Origin of the sequence: Phycicoccus sp. Soil748 (assembly GCF_001428025.1) — a bacterium.
In the GTDB taxonomy this organism is placed as follows: Bacteria; Actinomycetota; Actinomycetes; order Actinomycetales; family Dermatophilaceae; genus Pedococcus.
Window position 1 is genome coordinate 463,759 of record NZ_LMSC01000006.1, and the last position, 17,773, is coordinate 481,531.

The 17,773-nt window shown below is 67.9% G+C and carries 21 protein-coding genes and 1 tRNA gene; 10 read left to right on the forward strand and 12 right to left on the reverse strand.

Annotated elements, in window-relative coordinates; all coding sequences use genetic code 11:
* Positions 1 to 3 precede the first annotated feature (3 nt).
* Complete coding sequence (locus ASG70_RS07180; protein ID WP_056883123.1) at positions 4 to 675, reverse strand: GntR family transcriptional regulator; 672 nt, start codon at positions 673 to 675, stop codon at positions 4 to 6.
* A gap of 61 nt (positions 676 to 736) precedes the next feature.
* On the opposite strand from ASG70_RS07180, the gene ASG70_RS07185 reads away from it, so the two are divergent.
* From ASG70_RS07185 to ASG70_RS07205, 5 genes are all read left to right on the forward strand, one after another.
* Positions 737 to 2,413, forward strand: coding sequence for an L-lactate permease (locus tag ASG70_RS07185; protein WP_056883124.1), 1,677 nt, complete (start codon positions 737 to 739; stop codon positions 2,411 to 2,413).
* A gap of 36 nt (positions 2,414 to 2,449) precedes the next feature.
* Entirely contained in the window at positions 2,450 to 3,067 is a 618-nt protein-coding gene (gene tmk, locus ASG70_RS07190) for a dTMP kinase (protein WP_056883125.1), read from the forward strand.
* Positions 3,064 to 4,212, forward strand: coding sequence for a DNA polymerase III subunit delta' (locus ASG70_RS07195; protein WP_056883126.1), 1,149 nt, complete (start codon positions 3,064 to 3,066; stop codon positions 4,210 to 4,212). The genes tmk and ASG70_RS07195 overlap by 4 nt, the downstream gene beginning before the upstream one ends.
* 20 nt (positions 4,213 to 4,232) lie before the next feature.
* Positions 4,233 to 5,789, forward strand: coding sequence for an alpha/beta hydrolase (locus ASG70_RS07200; RefSeq protein ID WP_056883127.1), 1,557 nt, complete (start codon positions 4,233 to 4,235; stop codon positions 5,787 to 5,789).
* 69 nt (positions 5,790 to 5,858) lie between these two features.
* Positions 5,859 to 5,932: transfer RNA gene (locus ASG70_RS07205), tRNA-Thr, on the forward strand.
* A 162-nt stretch (positions 5,933 to 6,094) separates the two neighbouring features.
* Here the strand turns inward: ASG70_RS07205 and ASG70_RS07210 are convergent.
* From ASG70_RS07210 to ASG70_RS07240, 8 genes are all read right to left on the reverse strand, one after another.
* Positions 6,095 to 7,189, reverse strand: a complete 1,095-nt coding sequence (locus tag ASG70_RS07210; RefSeq protein ID WP_056883128.1) for a site-specific integrase — start codon at positions 7,187 to 7,189, stop codon at positions 6,095 to 6,097.
* Positions 7,186 to 7,389, reverse strand: coding sequence for a helix-turn-helix domain-containing protein (locus tag ASG70_RS07215; RefSeq protein WP_056883129.1), 204 nt, complete (start codon positions 7,387 to 7,389; stop codon positions 7,186 to 7,188). The genes ASG70_RS07210 and ASG70_RS07215 overlap by 4 nt, the downstream gene beginning before the upstream one ends.
* 3 nt (positions 7,390 to 7,392) lie before the next feature.
* Complete coding sequence (locus ASG70_RS07220) at positions 7,393 to 8,907, reverse strand: replication initiator (protein ID WP_369818879.1); 1,515 nt, start codon at positions 8,905 to 8,907, stop codon at positions 7,393 to 7,395.
* The gene (locus ASG70_RS18820) at positions 8,907 to 9,287 is read right to left on the reverse strand and encodes a WhiB family transcriptional regulator (protein WP_369818880.1); all 381 of its coding nucleotides are present in this window, start codon (positions 9,285 to 9,287) and stop codon (positions 8,907 to 8,909) included. Before ASG70_RS18820 ends, ASG70_RS07220 begins: the two co-directional genes overlap by 1 nt.
* Entirely contained in the window at positions 9,284 to 10,237 is a 954-nt protein-coding gene (locus ASG70_RS07225; protein ID WP_162253894.1) for an FtsK/SpoIIIE domain-containing protein, read from the reverse strand. The genes ASG70_RS18820 and ASG70_RS07225 overlap by 4 nt, the downstream gene beginning before the upstream one ends.
* Positions 10,238 to 10,736: 499 nt before the next feature.
* Positions 10,737 to 10,988 (reverse strand): hypothetical protein, encoded by a 252-nt coding sequence (locus tag ASG70_RS07230; RefSeq protein WP_056883132.1) that lies wholly within the window; start codon positions 10,986 to 10,988, stop codon positions 10,737 to 10,739.
* Position 10,989: 1 nt separating this feature from the next.
* Entirely contained in the window at positions 10,990 to 11,238 is a 249-nt protein-coding gene (locus tag ASG70_RS07235) for a hypothetical protein (RefSeq protein WP_056883133.1), read from the reverse strand.
* 1 nt (position 11,239) lies between these two features.
* Positions 11,240 to 11,659: a hypothetical protein gene (locus ASG70_RS07240; protein WP_056883134.1), complete on the reverse strand. Its 420-nt coding sequence runs from the start codon at positions 11,657 to 11,659 to the stop codon at positions 11,240 to 11,242.
* 138 nt (positions 11,660 to 11,797) lie between these two features.
* On the opposite strand from ASG70_RS07240, the gene ASG70_RS07245 reads away from it, so the two are divergent.
* Both ASG70_RS07245 and ASG70_RS07250 read left to right on the forward strand, forming a co-directional pair.
* Positions 11,798 to 12,556 carry a hypothetical protein gene (locus ASG70_RS07245; protein ID WP_056883135.1) on the forward strand — a complete coding sequence of 253 codons (759 nt, stop codon included), beginning with the start codon at positions 11,798 to 11,800 and terminating at the stop codon, positions 12,554 to 12,556.
* 9 nt (positions 12,557 to 12,565) lie between these two features.
* Positions 12,566 to 13,036, forward strand: a complete 471-nt coding sequence (locus ASG70_RS07250; protein WP_056883276.1) for an NUDIX hydrolase — start codon at positions 12,566 to 12,568, stop codon at positions 13,034 to 13,036.
* Here the strand turns inward: ASG70_RS07250 and ASG70_RS07255 are convergent.
* Positions 13,004 to 13,561, reverse strand: a complete 558-nt coding sequence (locus tag ASG70_RS07255) for an HD domain-containing protein (RefSeq protein WP_056883136.1) — start codon at positions 13,559 to 13,561, stop codon at positions 13,004 to 13,006. The two genes, ASG70_RS07250 and ASG70_RS07255, sit on opposite strands and share 33 nt — an antisense overlap.
* A gap of 255 nt (positions 13,562 to 13,816) precedes the next feature.
* Between ASG70_RS07255 and ASG70_RS20325 the strand changes: the two genes are divergently transcribed.
* The 3 genes from ASG70_RS20325 to ASG70_RS19225 all read left to right on the forward strand — a co-directional run bounded on the left by ASG70_RS20325 (position 13,817) and on the right by ASG70_RS19225 (position 15,610).
* On the forward strand, positions 13,817 to 14,059 hold the full coding sequence (locus ASG70_RS20325; RefSeq protein ID WP_369818886.1) for a CU044_2847 family protein: 243 nt from the start codon (positions 13,817 to 13,819) through the stop codon (positions 14,057 to 14,059).
* A gap of 92 nt (positions 14,060 to 14,151) precedes the next feature.
* Positions 14,152 to 14,988 carry a serine protease gene (locus ASG70_RS20330; RefSeq protein ID WP_369818881.1) on the forward strand — a complete coding sequence of 279 codons (837 nt, stop codon included), beginning with the start codon at positions 14,152 to 14,154 and terminating at the stop codon, positions 14,986 to 14,988.
* A complete protein-coding gene (locus ASG70_RS19225; protein WP_156399865.1) occupies positions 14,978 to 15,610 on the forward strand; it encodes a hypothetical protein in 633 nt (210 codons plus the stop codon). The genes ASG70_RS20330 and ASG70_RS19225 overlap by 11 nt, the downstream gene beginning before the upstream one ends.
* A gap of 210 nt (positions 15,611 to 15,820) precedes the next feature.
* On the opposite strand, the gene ASG70_RS07260 is transcribed toward ASG70_RS19225, so the two are convergent.
* Both ASG70_RS07260 and ASG70_RS07265 read right to left on the reverse strand, forming a co-directional pair.
* Positions 15,821 to 16,489 carry a hypothetical protein gene (locus ASG70_RS07260; RefSeq protein ID WP_056883137.1) on the reverse strand — a complete coding sequence of 223 codons (669 nt, stop codon included), beginning with the start codon at positions 16,487 to 16,489 and terminating at the stop codon, positions 15,821 to 15,823.
* Positions 16,476 to 17,342, reverse strand: a complete 867-nt coding sequence (locus tag ASG70_RS07265) for a C40 family peptidase (RefSeq protein WP_162253895.1) — start codon at positions 17,340 to 17,342, stop codon at positions 16,476 to 16,478. The genes ASG70_RS07260 and ASG70_RS07265 overlap by 14 nt, the downstream gene beginning before the upstream one ends.
* Between the last annotated feature and the right edge of the window lie 431 nt (positions 17,343 to 17,773).

Genomic DNA, 17,773 nt, shown 5'->3' on the forward strand with positions numbered 1-17,773 from the left:
GCCTCAGCCGGCGTCCTCGAGGTTGTCGACGGCCGCCTGCGCAGCCGCCGCGACGTGGGCGTGGGCGGCTGCCTCGGCCTCGTCGGGGTCGTGCGCCTCGATCGCATCGACGAGCCGGATGTGCTCCTGCCACGAGTGGGGTGCCCGGTGGGCCGCGCCGATGCGGAAGATCCAGTGCACGTGGAGGTACAGCGCGGCGGAGATCGAGGAGAGCCAACGGTTTCCGCTGATCTCGATCACCCGCAGGTGCAGGTCGCTGTTGAGCTGCGCGACGCGGGACAGGTCGTCCTCCTCGGTCGCCCGGCGCGCGTCGTCGAGCAGTGACCGCAGTGCCGCGACGTCCTGCGGGGTGGCGCGCTCGGCGGCCATCCGCGCCGCGACCGTCTCCAGGCTCGAGCGCACCGCGAAGAGGTCGGCCACGGTCGAGGCGTCCGGCGTCGCGACGACCGCGCCCTTGCGCGGCACCATCGTGACCAGCCCGTCGGCCTCGACCACCCGCAGGGCCTCCCGCACGGGGTTGCGCGACACCCCGAAGTCGGCCGCGAGGCGCTCCTCCGTGAGCCGCTGCCCCGGCGGGTAGTCCCCGTCCACGATCCGGCGGCGCAGCTCGGCGAGCACCTGCTCGCGCAGAGCCAGGTGCTGGCTGCCGATCGTGTGCCCCATCCCGGTGGCCATCGCCCCTCCCTCCGTCCGCGGCGGCGCGCTTGCCACGTCGTCCGTATACGAAAGACAATCTATGCCACTGTCCACGCTTTCCCTGGTAGCCGAGCCCGAGTCGCTCGCCGCCGTGCCGCCCCTGACGTGGGCCCTCGCGGTGAGCCCGGTCGTGCTGCTGCTCGCCCTCGTCCTCTGGGGGCGGTTCTCGACGATCGTCAACGCGTCGGTGACCGTGGCCTACAGCGTCGCGGTGGCCGTCCTCGCGTTCGGCGCCGGCGGGCTCACGGTGGGAGTCGGACTGGGGAAGGGCGCCTGGGTCGGCCTGTGGATCCTCTACGTGATCTGGCCGGCGCTGCTCATGCACCACCTGGCCACCCACGTGGGGATGAAGGCGCTCGGCCAGGCACTGTCGACGATGCTCCCGCGGCGCACCGAGAACGTGCTGCTCCTGGCTTGGGTGCTGCCGTCCTTCATCCAGGGGGTGTCCGGGTTCGGCACCCCGATCGCCGTCGCCGCGCCGCTGCTCGTGGCCCTCGGCATCGGCAAGGCGCGCGCCGTCGCCCTGCCCCTGGTCGGCTACCACTGGGCGGTCGGCTTCGGCTCGATGGGCTCGTCCTTCTACATGGGCGCGCTCACCGCGCACCTCGACAGCCCCGGACGTGCCGCGTATGCCGCCTCGGCGGCCGTGCTCCTCGGGGTCAACTGCGTGCTCTCGGGCGTCCTCGTGGCGCTCATGGACGGCGGGCTGGCGGGGCTGCGGAACGGGTGGCGCCTGCTGGCGACCGCAGGTCCGGTGATGGCGCTCGTGCAGGCCGGGACCGTCAGGCTCGAGCCGGGGATCGGCGCCCTCTGCGCGGGGGCGTCGGGTGTCGCGGTGGTCTTCGTGCTGCGCCGGTTCTCCGCCCGGGACGCCGCCGTCCCCGCTCGGTACGCCGCCGTCCCTGCTCGGTACGCCGCCGTTCCCACGGGTGAGGGCGCGACCGAGGAGGCCGAGGCCGAGGCGGAGTACACCCGCATGCGTGCCCGCGCCGCCGCGGTGCCCTATGCCCTGCTCGGCATCGTGGCGCTGGCCGTCTTCCTGCCGCCGCCGCTGCGTTCGTGGGCCAAGGGCCACCTGCTCATCGGCCCGTCGTTCCCGCAGACCAGCACCCACCAGGGGACCGTCAACGAGGCGGTGTCGGTCTACAACCCCATCGCCCTTCTGGGGCACCCGGGCACGTTCCTGCTCATCGCCTGTGCCGGGAGCGTGGCGGTCTGGGCCTCCCGCGGCATCTGGAAGGGCAGCGCCTGGGGCCCGGTGTGGCGCGGCGCGCTCAAGCAGGCGTGGAAGTCCTCGCCGTCGGTGGTGCTGCTCGCGTCCGTGGCAGGCGTCCTCGTCGACAGTGGCATGGTGCGCACTGTGGCGCAGGGCGCGGCGGTGGCGACGGGGAGCGCGTACCCGGCCATCGCGCCCCTCGTGGGGGCGCTGGGGTCGTTCATCACCGGCTCCACGACGAGCTCCAACGCGCTCTTCTCCTCCCTCCAGGCAGACGTCGCCCACCTCATCGGCGAGCCGCCGGCGGACCTGCTCGCCGGCCAGCTGGCCGGCGGCAACATCGGCAACTCGCTCGCCCCGGTGGTCATCCTGCTCGGCCTCAGCGCGGTGGGGGCGGCGCGGCGTACGGGTGAGGTGCTCCGGATGACGCTCGCGCCGGCGGTCGTGCTCCTGCTCTCGGCGGTGGGCTGCACCTGCCTGCTGGTGGCCATCCACCACTGACACCGGCTGACAGGGGGCTGGCCTAGGCTCACCTGCGTGACCGACGGACTCTTCATCGCCTTCGAGGGTGGCGACGGCGCCGGCAAGTCCACCCAGGTGACCCTGCTCCGCGAGGCGCTGGAGGCTGCGGGTCGCACGGTGACGGTCACTCGACAGCCGGGGGGCACCGAGCTCGGCCACCAGATCCGCGACCTCGTGCTCCACGGCGCCCACGTCGCGCCGCGCGCCGAGGCCCTGCTCTTCGCCGCCGACAAGGCCCACCACGTCGACCAGCTGATCCGTCCCGCGCTCGACCGCGGCGAGGTCGTGCTCACCGACCGCTACACCGACTCCTCCGTGGCCTACCAGGGCGCCGGACGCGACCTCGGCGCCCAGGAGATCCACGACCTCAACATGTGGGCCGTCGACGACCTCGTGCCCGACCTCACCGTGGTCGTCGACGTCTCCCCACAGGAGGGCCGGCGCCGGCGTGGCGAGGTGCACGACCGCCTCGAGGCCGAGGAGGACGCCTTCCACGAGGCCATCCGCGCCCACTACCTCGCCATGGCCCAGGGCAACCCGGAGCGCTACCTCGTCGTCGACGGCACCCTCCCGCCCGCGGACGTCCACGCCGCGGTCGCCGAACGGCTGCGCTCGATGGGGGTCCTCCCGTGACCGTCTGGCGGGACGTCATCGGCCAGGACACCGCGGTCGCCACGCTGCAGCGAGCCGTCTCCGACCCGGCCTCGATGACCCATGCCTGGCTGCTGACCGGGCCGCCGGGCTCGGGTCGTTCGGTGGCTGCGCGCGCGTTCGCCGCCGCCCTCCAGTGCCCCGACGGTGGCTGTGGTGAGTGCCGCGAGTGCCGCACCGCCCTGGACGGCACGCACGCCGACGTCGACGTGGTGGCCACGGAGGGCCTGTCCATCAAGGTGTCGGTCATCCGCGACCTCGTGCAGCTCGCCGCGCTGCGACCCTCGGTGGGGAAGTGGCGCATCATCATCGTCGAGGACGCCGACCGCCTCACGGCGTTCTCCGACGCGCCCGCCAATGCGCTGCTCAAGGCGCTCGAGGAGCCGACGCCCCGCACGGTGTGGATCCTGTGCGCCCCTTCGCTCGAGGACATCATCATCACGATCCGCTCCCGCTCGCGGCACGTCCGGCTGCGCACGCCTCCCGTCGAGGCGGTGGCCGACCTCCTGCACCGTCGCGACGGGGTCGAGATGCCCATGGCCATGTATGCCGCGCGCGCGGCGCAGAGCCACGTGGGCCTCGCCCGGCGGCTGGCACGCGACGAGGGCGCGCGCATCCGGCGCCGCGACGTCGTCGCGCTCACCGGGAAGATCCACGGGGTCGGCGACGCCGTCGGTGCCGCTGCCGACCTGGTCTCCATCGCCGACGAGGAGTCGTCGGCCGCGGCGACGGAGCGCGACGTCGCCGAGCGGCAGCGCCTGATGGAGCTGCTGGGGGCCGACCCGACGGCTCGCACCCAGCCGCCCCACATCCGCAGCCAGCTCTCGAGCCTGGAGAAGGAGCAGAAGGCCCGCGCCACCCGGCACTCCCGTGACGTGCTCGACCGCTCGCTCGTCGACCTGCTCTCGGTCTACCGCGACGCCCTGGTCGTGCACAGCGGCGCCGCCCTCGGGCTGGTCAACCAGGACAGCATGCGCGAGGTGCAGGCGCTCGCCCGGTCGATGAGCCCCGAGCAGCTCCTCGGTGCGATGGACGCCATCGGGACGGCCCGCGAGCGGATCGGCCTCAACGTCGCGCCACTGCTGGCGCTCGAGGCCATGGCGATCTCGCTGCGCGTGCCCCGCTGAGCCGGGATAGCGTTCAGGACATGACTCCTCGAGCACGGGTGCTGCTGGCGGCGGCCATGGTCACGACCGTCGGCCTGTCAGGGTGCTCGGTGCTCGACGGGGGTGGTTCCTCGTCGTCCGCGCCCACGACCGCCTCGACCGCGGCCCGGAAGCCGCCTCCCGGGTCGGAGGCGCTCGCGTCCTTCTACGGGCAGCGCCTCGCGTGGGAGAAGTGCCAGATCGGGGAGTGTGCCGGCCTCAAGGTGCCGCTCGACTACGCCAAGCCCGACGGCGGCTCCATCACCATCCAGGTCCTGCGGATGCGGGCGACCAAGCCGAAGCAGCGGATCGGCTCGCTCGTGGTCAACCCCGGTGGCCCGGGCGGCTCGGGCGTCGACTACGCGAGGGCGGCCGACTTCATCGTCGGCAAGCCCGTGCGCCAGCGGTTCGACATCGTCGGGTTCGACCCGCGCGGGGTGCAGCGCTCCCAGCCGGTCGACTGCCTGCCCGACCGGGAGATGGACGCGTTCCTCGGCCAGGACCCCACCCCCGACGACACCGCGGAGGAGGACGCCTTCGCCGCCTCGGGCAAGGCGTTCGCTCAGGGCTGCCTGCAGCGCACGGGCGCGCTGACCAGCCACCTGTCCACCGTCGACGCCGCGCGCGACATGGACGTCCTGCGGTCGGCGCTCGGCGACGAGAAGCTCAACTACCTCGGCAAGTCCTACGGCACCTACCTCGGCGCGACGTACGCCGACCTGTTCCCCAAGCTCGTCGGCCGGTTCGTGCTCGACGGGGTCCTGCCGCCCGACCTGACCTCCGCCGAGGTCTCCAAGGGGCAGGCCGAGGGCTTCGAGCGGGCGACCCGGGCCTGGGCCGCCGACTGCGTCGACCAGGGCGACTGCCCGCTCGGCGGGTCGGTCGACGAGGTCATGTCGGGCATGCGCGACCTGCTGGGGCGCCTCGACCAGCAGCCGGTCCCCATGAAGGACGGCAAGCTCAACCAGCTCACCGAGGGATGGGCGGCCACCGGCATCGCCCAGGCGATGTACGACCAGGGTTCCTGGGGTGCGCTCACCGACGCCCTCGCCGCGGTGGTGCGCAACGACGACGGCACCGAGCTGATGAAGATCGCCGACCAGTACGCCGAGCGCAACCAGAACGGCAGCTACGCCGGCAACCTGCTCGAGGCGTTCTACGCCATCTCCTGCCTCGACAACCCCGACAGCCCCGACCCCAAGGTGTACGAGCAGCGGGCCAAGGACAACGCCACCGTCGCCCCCACGTGGGGACCGTTCCTGGCGTGGGGCTCGATGGTGTGCGGGCAGTGGCCGGTCAAGGCCGCCGAGGGTGGGGGAGCGCCGCACACGGTCTCCGCGGCCGGCAGCGGGCCCATCGTCGTGGTCGGGACGACTCGCGACCCGGCGACGCCGTACGAGTGGTCGGTGCGCCTGCGCAAGCAGCTGTCCAACGCGTCCCTGCTGACGTTCGACGGCGACGGCCACACGGCCTACGCCCGCTCCAACAAGTGCATCGACAACGCCATCAACGACTACTACACCGACGCCAAGGTGCCCAAGGACGGCACGAAGTGCTGAGTGGCCGGAGGCCGGTTCGGAGTTTGGCGCCCCGATACGTATACTCATCGTCCGTGCCTCCGGGCGCCTGCCGCCTTAGCTCAGTCGGCCAGAGCGATTCACTCGTAATGAATAGGTCATCGGTTCGATTCCGATAGGCGGCTCGGACAACGCCCCCCAGACAACTGGGGGGCGTTTCTGCTGCTCAGAGCCGGTGTGAGCTGACACCGCGAGGGCGATCAACCACGCGGCCAAGGTTCCGATCAGGCGCCCCAGACGGGCGACGTGCGCGCAGTATGCGCACATGGCCACAGAGACTCGCGCCGTCACGCGCTCTCACCCCCGTTTGTGGCCGATCTGGTGAGACGGTCGAGGGCAGCCGCTACGACGTCCAGCTCCTCGTCGTACAGGTGCGCGTAGATGCGCGCCGTGGTCGTGATCGACTCGTGGCCCATCGCGCGCTGGATCCACCGCAGATCCGCACCTGCTGAGCGTGCCAAGGACCCGAAGGTGCGTCGAAGGTCATGCGGAGTGATGCCCTCGAGGCCCAGCTCCTTGGTGGCGGCCGCCCAACCGCTTCTTGCCCGCCAGTTCCCGTTTCGGAGGTAACCACCGTCGGGCGCCGGAAACACCAGTGCGTCAGCCGGCTTGTTGGCCACCCGCCGCTCGAGAACCGTCGACAGGACCGAGGGGATGGCAACGCTCCGCTGAGACGCTCGACTCTTGGGAGCTGCCACATCCATCCGGCCGCCGACCTCCGTGGCCCTCTCCACCACACGCACCCGCCGCCTGGTCAGGTCGACGTCGGACACCTTGAGAGCAGCCAGCTCCGACCAACGAAGACCGAGGTAGGTCATGGCCAGGACGAGGTCGCCCTGACTGCCCATCCGCTGGACCAGCGAGTGGACTTGGTCCACCGTCAGGATTCGCTCACGGGCTGGCGGACGACGAGGGAGTCGGACACCACGGGCCGGATTCGTGGTCAGGCGCCGCGTCTGGATCGCGTAGTCGATCACGAGGCACAGCACGCGGTGCGCTTGCCGAACCGTCTCGGCACCCTTCTGCCGACGCAGGGACTCGATCCAGTCAGCGACGTCCGCCTGCTCAAGCCGGTTGACCCGCCACCGGCCCAGGTAGGGGTCGACGTTGCGCCATGCGGCTCGGTAGTTCTGGCGCGTGGTCGCCCGAAGGTGGCCCGTGCCGGCGCGCTCGTACTCCTCCCAGACGGAAGCCAAGGTCACCTCGCCACGACGAGGGTCGAGCCAGTCGCCGCGCCGGAGCCGACTGCTGATCTCGTCCTCGTAAGCTTCAGCGTCTCGTCTCCGTGTGAAGGCCTTCGACCGCTGCCGACCTGTTGGGTCGCGATAGCGGACCGTCCAGGCGACGGTCTTGCCGTTCTTCCAGAGGCGGCGCTCGATCATGCGACGTCCTGCTGTTGCTTCGCGAGCCAAGCCGCGACCACCGCGGCGTCGAACCGCCGATGTTTCCCGACCTTGAAGGATGGCGGGCCCTCACCCCGCACCGCCCAGTGGTGCACCGTGGACAGTGGGACGCAGAGGATCTCTGCGACGTCCTCCACCGTCAGCAGGCGGGGAAAGACCTGACTCTGCTCGACTTCCATGGCTCAGCTCCTCTGCTCGGGTCGGTTTCTGCGCTGCTCTGCCTTCCACTGGTCGTACTCGCGGGCCCGGACAGCAGCCGCTCTAGCAAGGGCTGCGTCGCCGGCGGTCTGCCAACCGGTGCCCGCGAACCGCCAGTGGCCGATCACCAGGGTCGTGGTGTCCTCCTCGTCAGCCATGAGCTCTGCCTCTAGCGCTGCGAGGTGAAGGGAGCTTCCTGTTTCCTCTGCTTGGGCGAGGAGCTTCTTGGCTCGGTGCCGAGCTCGACGGAGGGCGCCGAGGGTGACCGAGTAGCGCCGGGATTTGGTGGCGAAGTGGCCTCGGAAGCCCAACATGTGCACCCAGTGAGACATCAGCTCGTAGGGGACCTGGTCGCACCCCTCGTCTGGGGTCACAGCCGCAGCCACGGCCTCGGCGACCGCCTTGATGCGCTCGAGGTGAGGGTTGGTGCCGCCGTCGACGCTCGTGGTGGCCGACTTAGTCGCGTATTTCGCCAGGTAGCCGGCAACCTGTTCCGGTCGGAGCGGTCGTTCGGGATCGTCCAGGCGCTGTGTGGCCCTGACCGGACGGGAGTCGAGCTGTCGTCCGAACCTCAGGTTCCTGGTCGCATTCTCGTCGAGGACAGGAGGCGCGTCGAAGTGCACTTCTCTGGCGGCCGCCGCAACGAGTTCCGCGAGCACCTGGCTGGTGATGGGAGCCGGTGCCTCCTCGAAACCGTCTCGACTGCGTGGACCGTCGCATCTGATCAGAGCGTGGAAGTGCACGACGCCCCGCAATTGGTACTCGGCCACCTTGGCGTACTGCACGGTTGCGACGTCGTTGAGGTCGCGCGGTTTTATCCCTAGGTGGCGGGCAACTGCTCGTCGAAGGGCGATCGTGAAGCGTCGCCACAGCTCCGGTGCCCACCACTGCCACACGACATGGGTGGCGTAGTCGTAGCACTCCCAACACAGAGGTTGGCCGAGTCTCGGATCCGCGTCATCGTGGAGTTCGAAACAGGCGGTGCGCCGGCCATGGGCGCACTCCGGCGACTTCGAGCGTGGATGACACCGCCCGGAGGCGGACGCGGCCGTGTGGACCGGACCGAACGACGGGGCCGTCATGGTTGCGAAGACCAAGGGGTTGTCGGCGACTCGGCCAGGTACCCCTTTCCCGCCGGCCACGCCGCATCGGATGAGGTGGAACATGTCGGAGGCGTAGAGCCGGGAACAGGAGGGGCACACATCGGCCCGTCGGTTTCCGCAGCGCAGGTGCAGCACGCCCAGAGGCTCGGAGTCGGTGCTGTACGAGCGGACTGGCTGTCCGGTCGACGCGTCGAAGGTCGTGCTGGCCCCGCGGACCCGGATGGGATTGGTGCAGTGTCCGACGCGGGCAGCTGCGGTGGCCCATTGCTCGAAGTGTCGCGACCTGAGCCGCAACATGACCTGACGCTCTTCGCTGGCTGAGAGCCCACCAAGGTCCAGGCCGGTTGCGTCCCCGTGGCCCCAGAAGGCCTCTGTTCCTGCGACTGAACGGGTCATCAGGCCACCTCGTCATGAGGCGAGCGGAGTGCGTCGTCCAGGACGGACGTCAGGTCGGCTCCAGCGGCGAGGCGGTTCAGTAGCCTTCTTCGGGCCGCTGCCGGCACTCCACCCCATACGCCGAACTCCTCGGCGTACAGCAGGGCGGTCGCAAGGCACGCGCGCCTCACGGGGCACTGGTGGCACGTCGCGACGGCCCGTCTGGTCAGCGGGCTGTTTGCGTCTGCGAACCACAGCCAGTCTCCGGCGCCGGTGCAGGCGGCGTCTGGATGCCAGCGAGTCGAATCCAGCTCTCGCGTGTTTGGCTCCCGACCGGTGTCGATCCAAGGCATCGGCCTGCCATAGCCGACGTCACGGTTTGAGCGTGGTGTGCGGCTCATTGGTCGTCCCCCTGGGCTGTCGCGGGAAGCGGCGCCGGGGTGAGCCGCGCGCCGCGAGCGACAAGCCGTGGAATCTCCTGATCTGAGACATAGGACGCTCGAACACGTCGGAGCGCGCGGGTGCCCTCGACCCGCACGTAACCCACGCCGGGAGTGAGCTCACTGATTCGGTCGGCACGCGCGCCCATGTCGCCTGCGCCGTCACCGAGCACCATGTCGACCTGGATCGGGTTGTCCAGCCGCAAGGCGATACGCGTGGGAAAGAGGTCTCGCCAGACGACCACGTCCTTGGCAGGGTCCTGCACCGCCGCGACGACGGTCAGTCCGCACGCGCGGCCTTGGGTCAGGAGGATGCCGAGGGCCTGCTCGATTCGCCGGACGACAGCACGTTCGGCGAAGGCCGTCAGGGTCGCGAGCTCGTCGACAACCAGCACGATGTGCGGCGACTCGGTGGTGGCGAGATGCGTCCGACTTCCCATCGCAGCCAAGGAGCGGGCCCTCTCGTCCTTGACCTGGACCAGCTCTTCGAGAAGGCGGCACATGGACTCTGGTGTGCCGTCCTCAAATCGGGAGAACAAGCGCACCCCGGGCCGGAGCTCCATCCCGCCCTTGGGGTCGATGGCCCAGATTTCGGTACGTCCTTCCCGAGTGGCTGGACCCAGCCCTTGGAACAGAGACCAAAGGACTGACCCCTTTCCCGCACCTGTGGCGCCGGCGATCAGCACGTGCGTGCCCGCCAGACGAAGTCGCCAAGAAGTCCCATCCTCGTGAAGGCCGAGCGGGATGGATGCGAAGTCGACCGGGGCCGGCGGAGTGATCGGGTCGATGACGGACGCCAGGACGTCCCTCCGATGGAGTTCCAGCCACAAGCGACCGGGTCGGTCCTCGAGGACACGGACGTCCTGGCATCGCATTGCATGCCCGATGGCGTCGGCCTTGTCGACGACCATCGATGGGGTGACCCCGTGAGGCAGCTGCAGGAGCAGCCGTCGCACCCCGGATGGTGTGACGCGCAGCCGCCTCAGGGAGGGGATCTCATCGTGCGATCTTTGGGACGGGCGTCGGCCGTGGGCGCTCGTGTGGTCGTGGGCGACGAGGCCGGTGCGCGAGGCCACTTTCGGCCACCGCGCCCGGTACCAAGGCGCCAGAGCCAGCTGCGTCAATCGCGGACGGCACCACCGGCCGTAGGAGTTCGGCAGCGCAACGCGCCAGGTCACGCCCCCTGTAAGCAGCCCGATAGCAACGCACAAAGTGACGTAGGGGCCGTAATGGTGAACCACGACCGCCGTCCCTGCCATGAGGGCTGTAAGCACAGGGTGACGGAAAGCCGCGAACGCGATGCCCCACATGCTCCCGACTGCGAGCCACGCCAGCCGCAGGACTCCCTCGGCCATGATCGCTATCGGGTCGTCACTTCCGAAGAGTGGCTGATCGACTCGCCGGTCCACGTCAGTACCTCACTCGGGCGCTGTCGACGCTGGCCTCACCCAACAAGACGGCTGCCCGGGCGATGTGTCGCTCGGCCTGCATCAGGCGTGAGTCCAGCTCGCGATCCGGACATGCGTGGAGCTGCTCCCGGATGCGGGCTTCGCGTGCGTACACGTCCTCCTGCTCCTGCCACAGTCCGCGGAGACGTCGGTGCAGCTCCTCGGGACTGGTCTCGAGAGCGGTCGCCCAGTCGATGACTCGGCCAGCGCGCATGTCAGTGCTCCCGCCGCACGTCGGACAACGCGTCGGTCAGGCGGTCTCCGGCCGCACCAAGTGCTCGGCTGGCGGAGCTGATCGACGCCAGCATGGCCTCGTCCGGAGCTTCCGCCATCCCAACACGTAGCTTGGTCAGCTCGGCATGGAGTTCCTCCACCAGCCGGACGCGCGAGGCGAGGGCCCAGGGCAGTTCACGTTCGCCGACCCCTAGGGCCTCCGCCCATGCCACGATGTCGAAGGGGCGCACGTCACGCCGCCTTGCCCTGACCGCCGACCGTCGCCGGCTTGGCGGACTGCATGGTCTCGGCCCGGAACGACCACGCCACGCGGGAGAAGGTCTGAGTGACCTGCTCGACGTAGGGCAGCGCGCTGAGCCCGACGAAGGTCACCGGCGTGAAGGGCGTGCCTGAGTCGTTCGTCGGGGGCACCGGCTGGACCTTCGCAGCCAGCTTGATGGTGACCGTCCGCTGCGCCTTGCTTGCCTCGGGGTCGGCGTCGAGTACCTCGACCTGCCAGAGCGGAAGGCCGCTGTCCTTGTCGATCTGCTGCACCTTGTTGTCCTGCGTGGACCGTTCGAAGTCGCCGACGGGGCTCACCGGCGAGACGAGGTAGGCGCCATGGGGGAACACCTCGTCGTGGGAGATCTTGAATCGCTTGGCGATGGCCATGGTGGTGTCCTTTCCGAGATTCCATTACGCCTTGTGGCGTGACTCCATGGGACCGTCATCCACAGGCACGGCGTCACCGCCCCACGTGACACTTCGGGACGTCCTAAAGTGGTCGAACCGTCCCAAAAGGGGGAACTAATGGGGTCAAACGAACGTCTGCGTGCGGCCATCGCGGAAGCCGGGCTGACCAGCGAGCTGCTCGGCGAGGATCTGAAGGTCGATCCCAAGACGATCGACCGGTGGATCGGCCTCGGGCGCATTCCGCATCGCCGCTCGCGCCAGGCGACGGCGCTGCGACTAGGCAAGGACGAGCACTACCTGTGGCCGGACGCATTGAGCCAATCCCGCGTCGAGGCAGCGAGTACCGCGGAAGTCGTGGCCGTGCACCCGAACCGGGGGAGTGTGCCAGCCGGCACTTGGGAGTCACTGCTCCACAGCGCCACTGACTGCATCGACGTCCTGGCTTTCGCGGCGACCTTCCTGCACGACACCATTGCCGACTTCGACGAGATCGTGGCTGCTCGATCGCGAGCGGGTACGCGAGTCCGATTGCTGTTCGGAGATCCCGAGTCGGAGGCCGTGGAACTTCGAGGACGAGAGGAAGGCCTTGGCGAAGGGCTGAGCGCCCGTTGCCGGCTCACCTGGCTGTACATGAAGCCACTGCTCGACCTGCCAGGCGTCGAGGCTCGAGCGCACGGCGCCACCCTCTACAGCTCCGTCTTCCGCTTCGACGACCAGCTGTTCGCCAACCACCACGCATTCGGCGCCCCGGCGAACCACTCACCAGTCATGCATCTGCATCGGATCGCCGGCGGCCGGATGTTCGACCACCAGATGAAGGCCTTCGAACGAGTCTGGGACGACGCTCAACCCATCAGCGGAGCATCATTCGCCTAGGCTCGCGTGATGGCTCGCATCGACTACATCGACGACCCTGACGCCCCAGGGGCAAACAGCGTGGTGCCGTCTGTGGTGGCCATCGTCCAGGACGACTTGGGCAGGGTGCTTATGATTCACAAGACCGACAACGACCTATGGGCCTTGCCCGGTGGTGGCCACGAGATCGGCGAGTCCATCGCTGACACGGTGGTCCGCGAGGTTGAAGAGGAGACCGGCTACAGGGTCGAGGTCGTCGGCATCAGCGGCACCTATACGAACCCTCGTCACGTCATGGCCTACGACGACGGTGAAGTACGCCAGCAGTTCTCGATCGCCTTCAGGGCCAAGCTGGTCGGCGGCGACGCCCGGACCAGTAGCGAGAGCCGCGAGGTGCAGTGGGTGCAGCCGGATGATCTTGCTGGTCTGGACATCCACCCTTCGATGCGCCTCCGGATCGAGCACGCGCTAAGCGGCGCTGAAGCCCCATTCATCGGGTGAGCCGGTCCTCACGGCGGCTCGAGCTGCGCAGGCCAAGAGGTAGGTCCTGGAGCGAATCACCGCCCGATGCACCGGATCCGATGGGGGGTAGCGATCAAGGATTTCTTCGATGCGTTCCTCGGGGTGCACCCGCAGACCAAGCGGCGAGACGGACAGGTCCGCCAGAATCAGCGAGTCCAGCAGGGACTGGTCAGGCCGGGGAAAAGCTTGTAGCTCCTGAGTGAGGCCGCGCTCCTCGGCCTCGAACTCGGCGCCGGTATGAAAGGCAACCAAGCCGACCACCTGCTCGGTGCAGTCGTGGTCAGACAAGAACCGTGCACCATCTAGCGGGTGAAAGCCAGTGCGATTCAGGTCGGGGGAGTATCCGATGTCGTGCAGCCAGGCGGCGTCGATCAGCGTCTTCGAGTCCCGTTCCCCCGCAGCAATCACCTCCGCGGCGGCCGCTACACCGCACACGTGGTGCCATCGCGTCTCGAAGGGACGCAACAGCCGCTCCGCGATGCACTCCGCCAACAGGTCTGTCACAGATCCAGCCTACAAACGGCAAACCTGCCTGGCGGCGGTACGCACAGGCCGTGGGTCTATGACGCGTCAGTCAACGCACGACCCTCATATCGCTCGACACGACAACACATCGAATGTACGTCAAATGAGTGGTCCGATGCACGTACCCGGGCGCCTAGGGTCGCAGATGTGCAACCGACCGGAATTAGTACCCCTGCCGACGTACGGGTGAGCGTCGTCCCCAAAGATTCTCTCGTTGAGCAATACGGGGGGAGTGTGCCTACCCCTGAGAGCTTAGGCGCGAGAGTCGACGAACTGGGGCGGTCAATCGAATGGCTGCGGAACTCTCTTCAACCGTACCTTGAGGACCTCTCAACGGAAGCTGCGTCGAAGGCCTGGCAACTCGATAGCGTAGAACTGACAGTCTCGGTGGATTTAGAGGCCGAGACCGGCGTCATCTTCGCTCGGGCCAAGGCAGCCGCCGGGTTTGAGGTGAAGATGACTTGGTCGAAGTCGTGACCTCGGTCGCAACACGCGGGGCCGCTGACGCATCCGACGTGAGGGTGCGCGTTTGTCGACTCCTGCTGCGAAAGGGGAAGGGCGAATCGCCTGTGGGGACCGGCGTCGCGTTGTCGCCTCGTCTACTTCTAACGGCGGGGCATGTGCTCGCTGGCCTGCAGGAAGGTGATGGAGCGGAGGTCGTGGCGCGATTCCCTCACGACGCCACTGCGAGGCGTGTGTCACCAATCGCAGGAAATGACCCCCAGATCGGGCTCCTGGAGTTGAGGCGCCCCCTTCCGCGGTCACTCTTTCCTTGGTTTCACCTCCCCTCAGGGAAGGATTCTGCACGCCCCGGTGCATGGTTCTCATTTGGATTTGGAGCAGCCTTTGATCATGAAGGCTTGAATATCTCTGGCACCGGCGAGCCAACTGCGGTGACGCTAGAGGGCGCCGACTATATGCAACTGAAATCGGCTTATGCAAACGAGGTGGACCTGGTGCACTTCAGCGGCAGCCCGGTATTAGCCAGTGCGGATGGGAGGCTCTTCCTTTATGGAATTGTCCAAGGTGGGCTTAATCCCTATGACCGTGCCGAGGGCAGGCGACGACGAGTTGGTATCGTGCTAGCTACCTCTTGGGAAGACATTCATAAAACCATCCTCACGAGTCCGGGTGGTTTCGATGCGGGTGGGTTGCGCGGCTTCGCCTTGGAGGGTCGGCGGTACCTCAAGCCGGACGTGGGGCGCCACCTAGAATTGATAGCGTATGAACTTTTGGGTTCGAAAGCGATTCCTAGGCGAATTCGTGAGGGTGCGTTACAGGAGATGATCATTCGCATTCACCTGGAGCATGAGAACTGGGTCGAGCCTGGGTCTGCAACGGAAGCGGTGCGCCCTCTTTATCGATGGGACCGGCAACTACGAAGGGATGCGTCCGATGGTAGATAAATTCGCGCACCTTGGCTCCGAAATTGAGAGGGTCGCGATCAAGGGTCTGGACGAATCAACCGGTGAACGATTCCGTTCTAAGGTCCCTCGATTACTCGCCGAACTTGGGGTCGATTCGGAGAGCAATGTCAACCCTGTATTTAGGTCTCGCGATTACTCCGTCTACCAGTTGGAGATCGACGACGGTCGCGGTCGCTATGATGTTACTTTGACTGAAGATCGCCACGGAATCCATTTGGAGACGCCCCTGGCTCAGATTCCTGAAGAATCGGGGCCAACGAATGCCTATAAATCTATATTAGAATACAATCATGACCTGGCCATTGGGCATTTGACTGTCGGTCCGGTAGCGGTCGAGGGTCAATCGCGCGAAGATGAGCGAGAAGGTATCTACTATGGCATGCACGTGCCGAAGGTCGGGGTGCCATACAGCGCGCTACGGGCAGAGCTCACCGCCTACGGAGACTCTGTACCTGACGTCGCTCGCCAGGTGATGAAGCGGAGCGCTGCCGATGACCTCGATTTATTGCCGCTTGTAGATCTAGAGCGGACGCACCAGCCGGTCGCATCTTCAGAGAAGGCATTTCTTCCGGCTATTGAGAAGCTCCGCACACGTCGGTAGATTTCACTTTCCAACCGCCGAGGGTCTATATGCGGCCTAGCTAGTCGGCACTGCGCGAAACGCTTCTTTGCCATACGCCAAAGGTCGACTTTCGGACCGCGGTGCGCACGTGGCCTCACGTGGTCGAGCGCGCGGTCGGGGTCGGCTGCGGCTCCGTCCCACAGGTCGCCACCTTGAGTCCCGGCGATGCCTTGAACTGGTGGTCGCTCACTACTCGACCCAGACGCGCGAAGCGAGTTCCCATCTCAAGGTCGGGTGAGGGGCTGCGGGGTAGTCATGTGCCCAGCCATACCAATCGCATTCGTCCAGGACGGTAATAGCTAGCTCGCCGCCGTTGGTCATTCGGACGGGACTCACAGCACGCATGTCGGCCTCCACACCATCCGAGGTGACGATGACGCGCCTTCCGACTGGATCCGGGTAGCCCTCCGCCGGCTGTAGGTGCCGCACTTCCGGGGTGTTGGGATCTCGGTTGAGGTTGTCGAGCCACGCATTTTGGGCTTCCTCGGGGGTTGGCGCGGGAGCAGATACGTGCTGCTCGACCCAAACGCGCGACAGACCGACGGCGAACCGATTCGTGGTGTCGCAGTCCCTGTAGTACTCCCGTTCTTCCTGGAGCCAAACCCCGGTTTCATCGAGCCCGGCGATGCCATCGCTCGGTTCGGAGACGATGCGCAAGCCGTCCTTCCACCCGTGCGCCAGCCAGTCCCCGCCGGGAGTGTGGCTGGTCATGAGGAAGCGGGCTCGCTTGCCTACAAGCGACTCGTGTACATCCCGAGCGCGGCGGATGAGGAGGGCCGGTGTGGCGACTGTGGCGCCGGCCCCCGGATCGCCCGGTGTGGTCGCGTGGCCGGTGTCCTCGGTCTCATGGTCCGACATGACGGGCTCCTGCCTGGGCGACGCCCGCTGAAGGCGCATCGGGGCGGGCGACGAGTGCCAGCTGCGACCGGAAGTACGGATCGGACAGGACGTCGTGGACGACTTCGACCGTCTTGCCGGTGCGCGGTGCGTGGACCATGCCGCCCTGCCCGTCATAGATGCCGACGTGGTGGAAGGCGCCGGGTGGATCGCCGGGGGAGCGGAAGAAGAGCAAGTCACCGGCCCGCAGTCTGGACCCCGCGGGGACCTTGGGCAGCGCAGCGGCCTGTGCGTCGGTGACTCGGGGGAGGCTCATGCCGGTCGCCTGGTGGTAGGCGTACTGGACGAGGGAGGAGCAGTCGAAGCCGACCGTGTCCCCGCCCGGCCCGAAGCCTCTGCCCGGACCGCCGATGCCGCCCCCGCCCCAGCTGTAGGGAGTGCCGAGGACCTGGAGAGCAGAAGCAACCGCGTTGGAACCCGGCGTGCCGTCTCCGGCGTAGTCGGCATCGGAGTAGCAGCTGGCGGAGAGGACGGTCGGGTCCGCCACGATCTGGCGGGCGAGCGGTTCCCAGCGGGCGTAGGCATCCGGCAGGGCGCTGGCCTGGACCGCCTGAGCAGCGTCCGTCACCGTCATGGCCTCGAACCCCTTGACCTTCAGCAGCCCCCGCTGGCTGCCCTTGCCGCCCTCGTAGAACATGCGCGCCGCGGTGGCCGGGTCCATCCGGTCCGCGGCTGCACCCCAGGCCGCTCGTTGCTGGAACAGCCCCACACTGTCGAGGTGGCCCGTGGGCACGTTGGTCAGGCTCGACTCCTGCAATGAGGTCGCGACTGCGACGACCCACCCGTACGCGGGGACGCCGAGCTGGCGACCCACGGCAACGATGGTCTGGGCGTTCGCCAGCTGTTCAGGTGTGAGACCGGCGGCTTGCGTGCGGTTCGTAGTGCCGGTGAGGGTCGTGCATGAGCTCTGAGGAGAGCTCGGACCCGAGTCCCCTCCACCGGTGACGACTAGCAGCATCAGCAACCCGACCGCCAGGCCACCGACCACCACGACCGGGAGAGCGATCAACGCTAAGCGGATCAGTCGACGGAGGACCACCTTGCGGGCGACTTGAAGGCCAGCGGCGACCAGCGGGGCGGGCACGTCAGCCTCCGGTCCCGGTCGTGGTCGGTTGTAGAGCGGGAGTGGAGGCTCCAGGTGGGGCATCGTCCGGAGCGAGGCTGTCCGCCTGCCACGTGCCTGCCTGCTGGACCACGCCGACGGCGATCCGGCCACCATCCGTGGGGACACTCACGGTGGCCCTG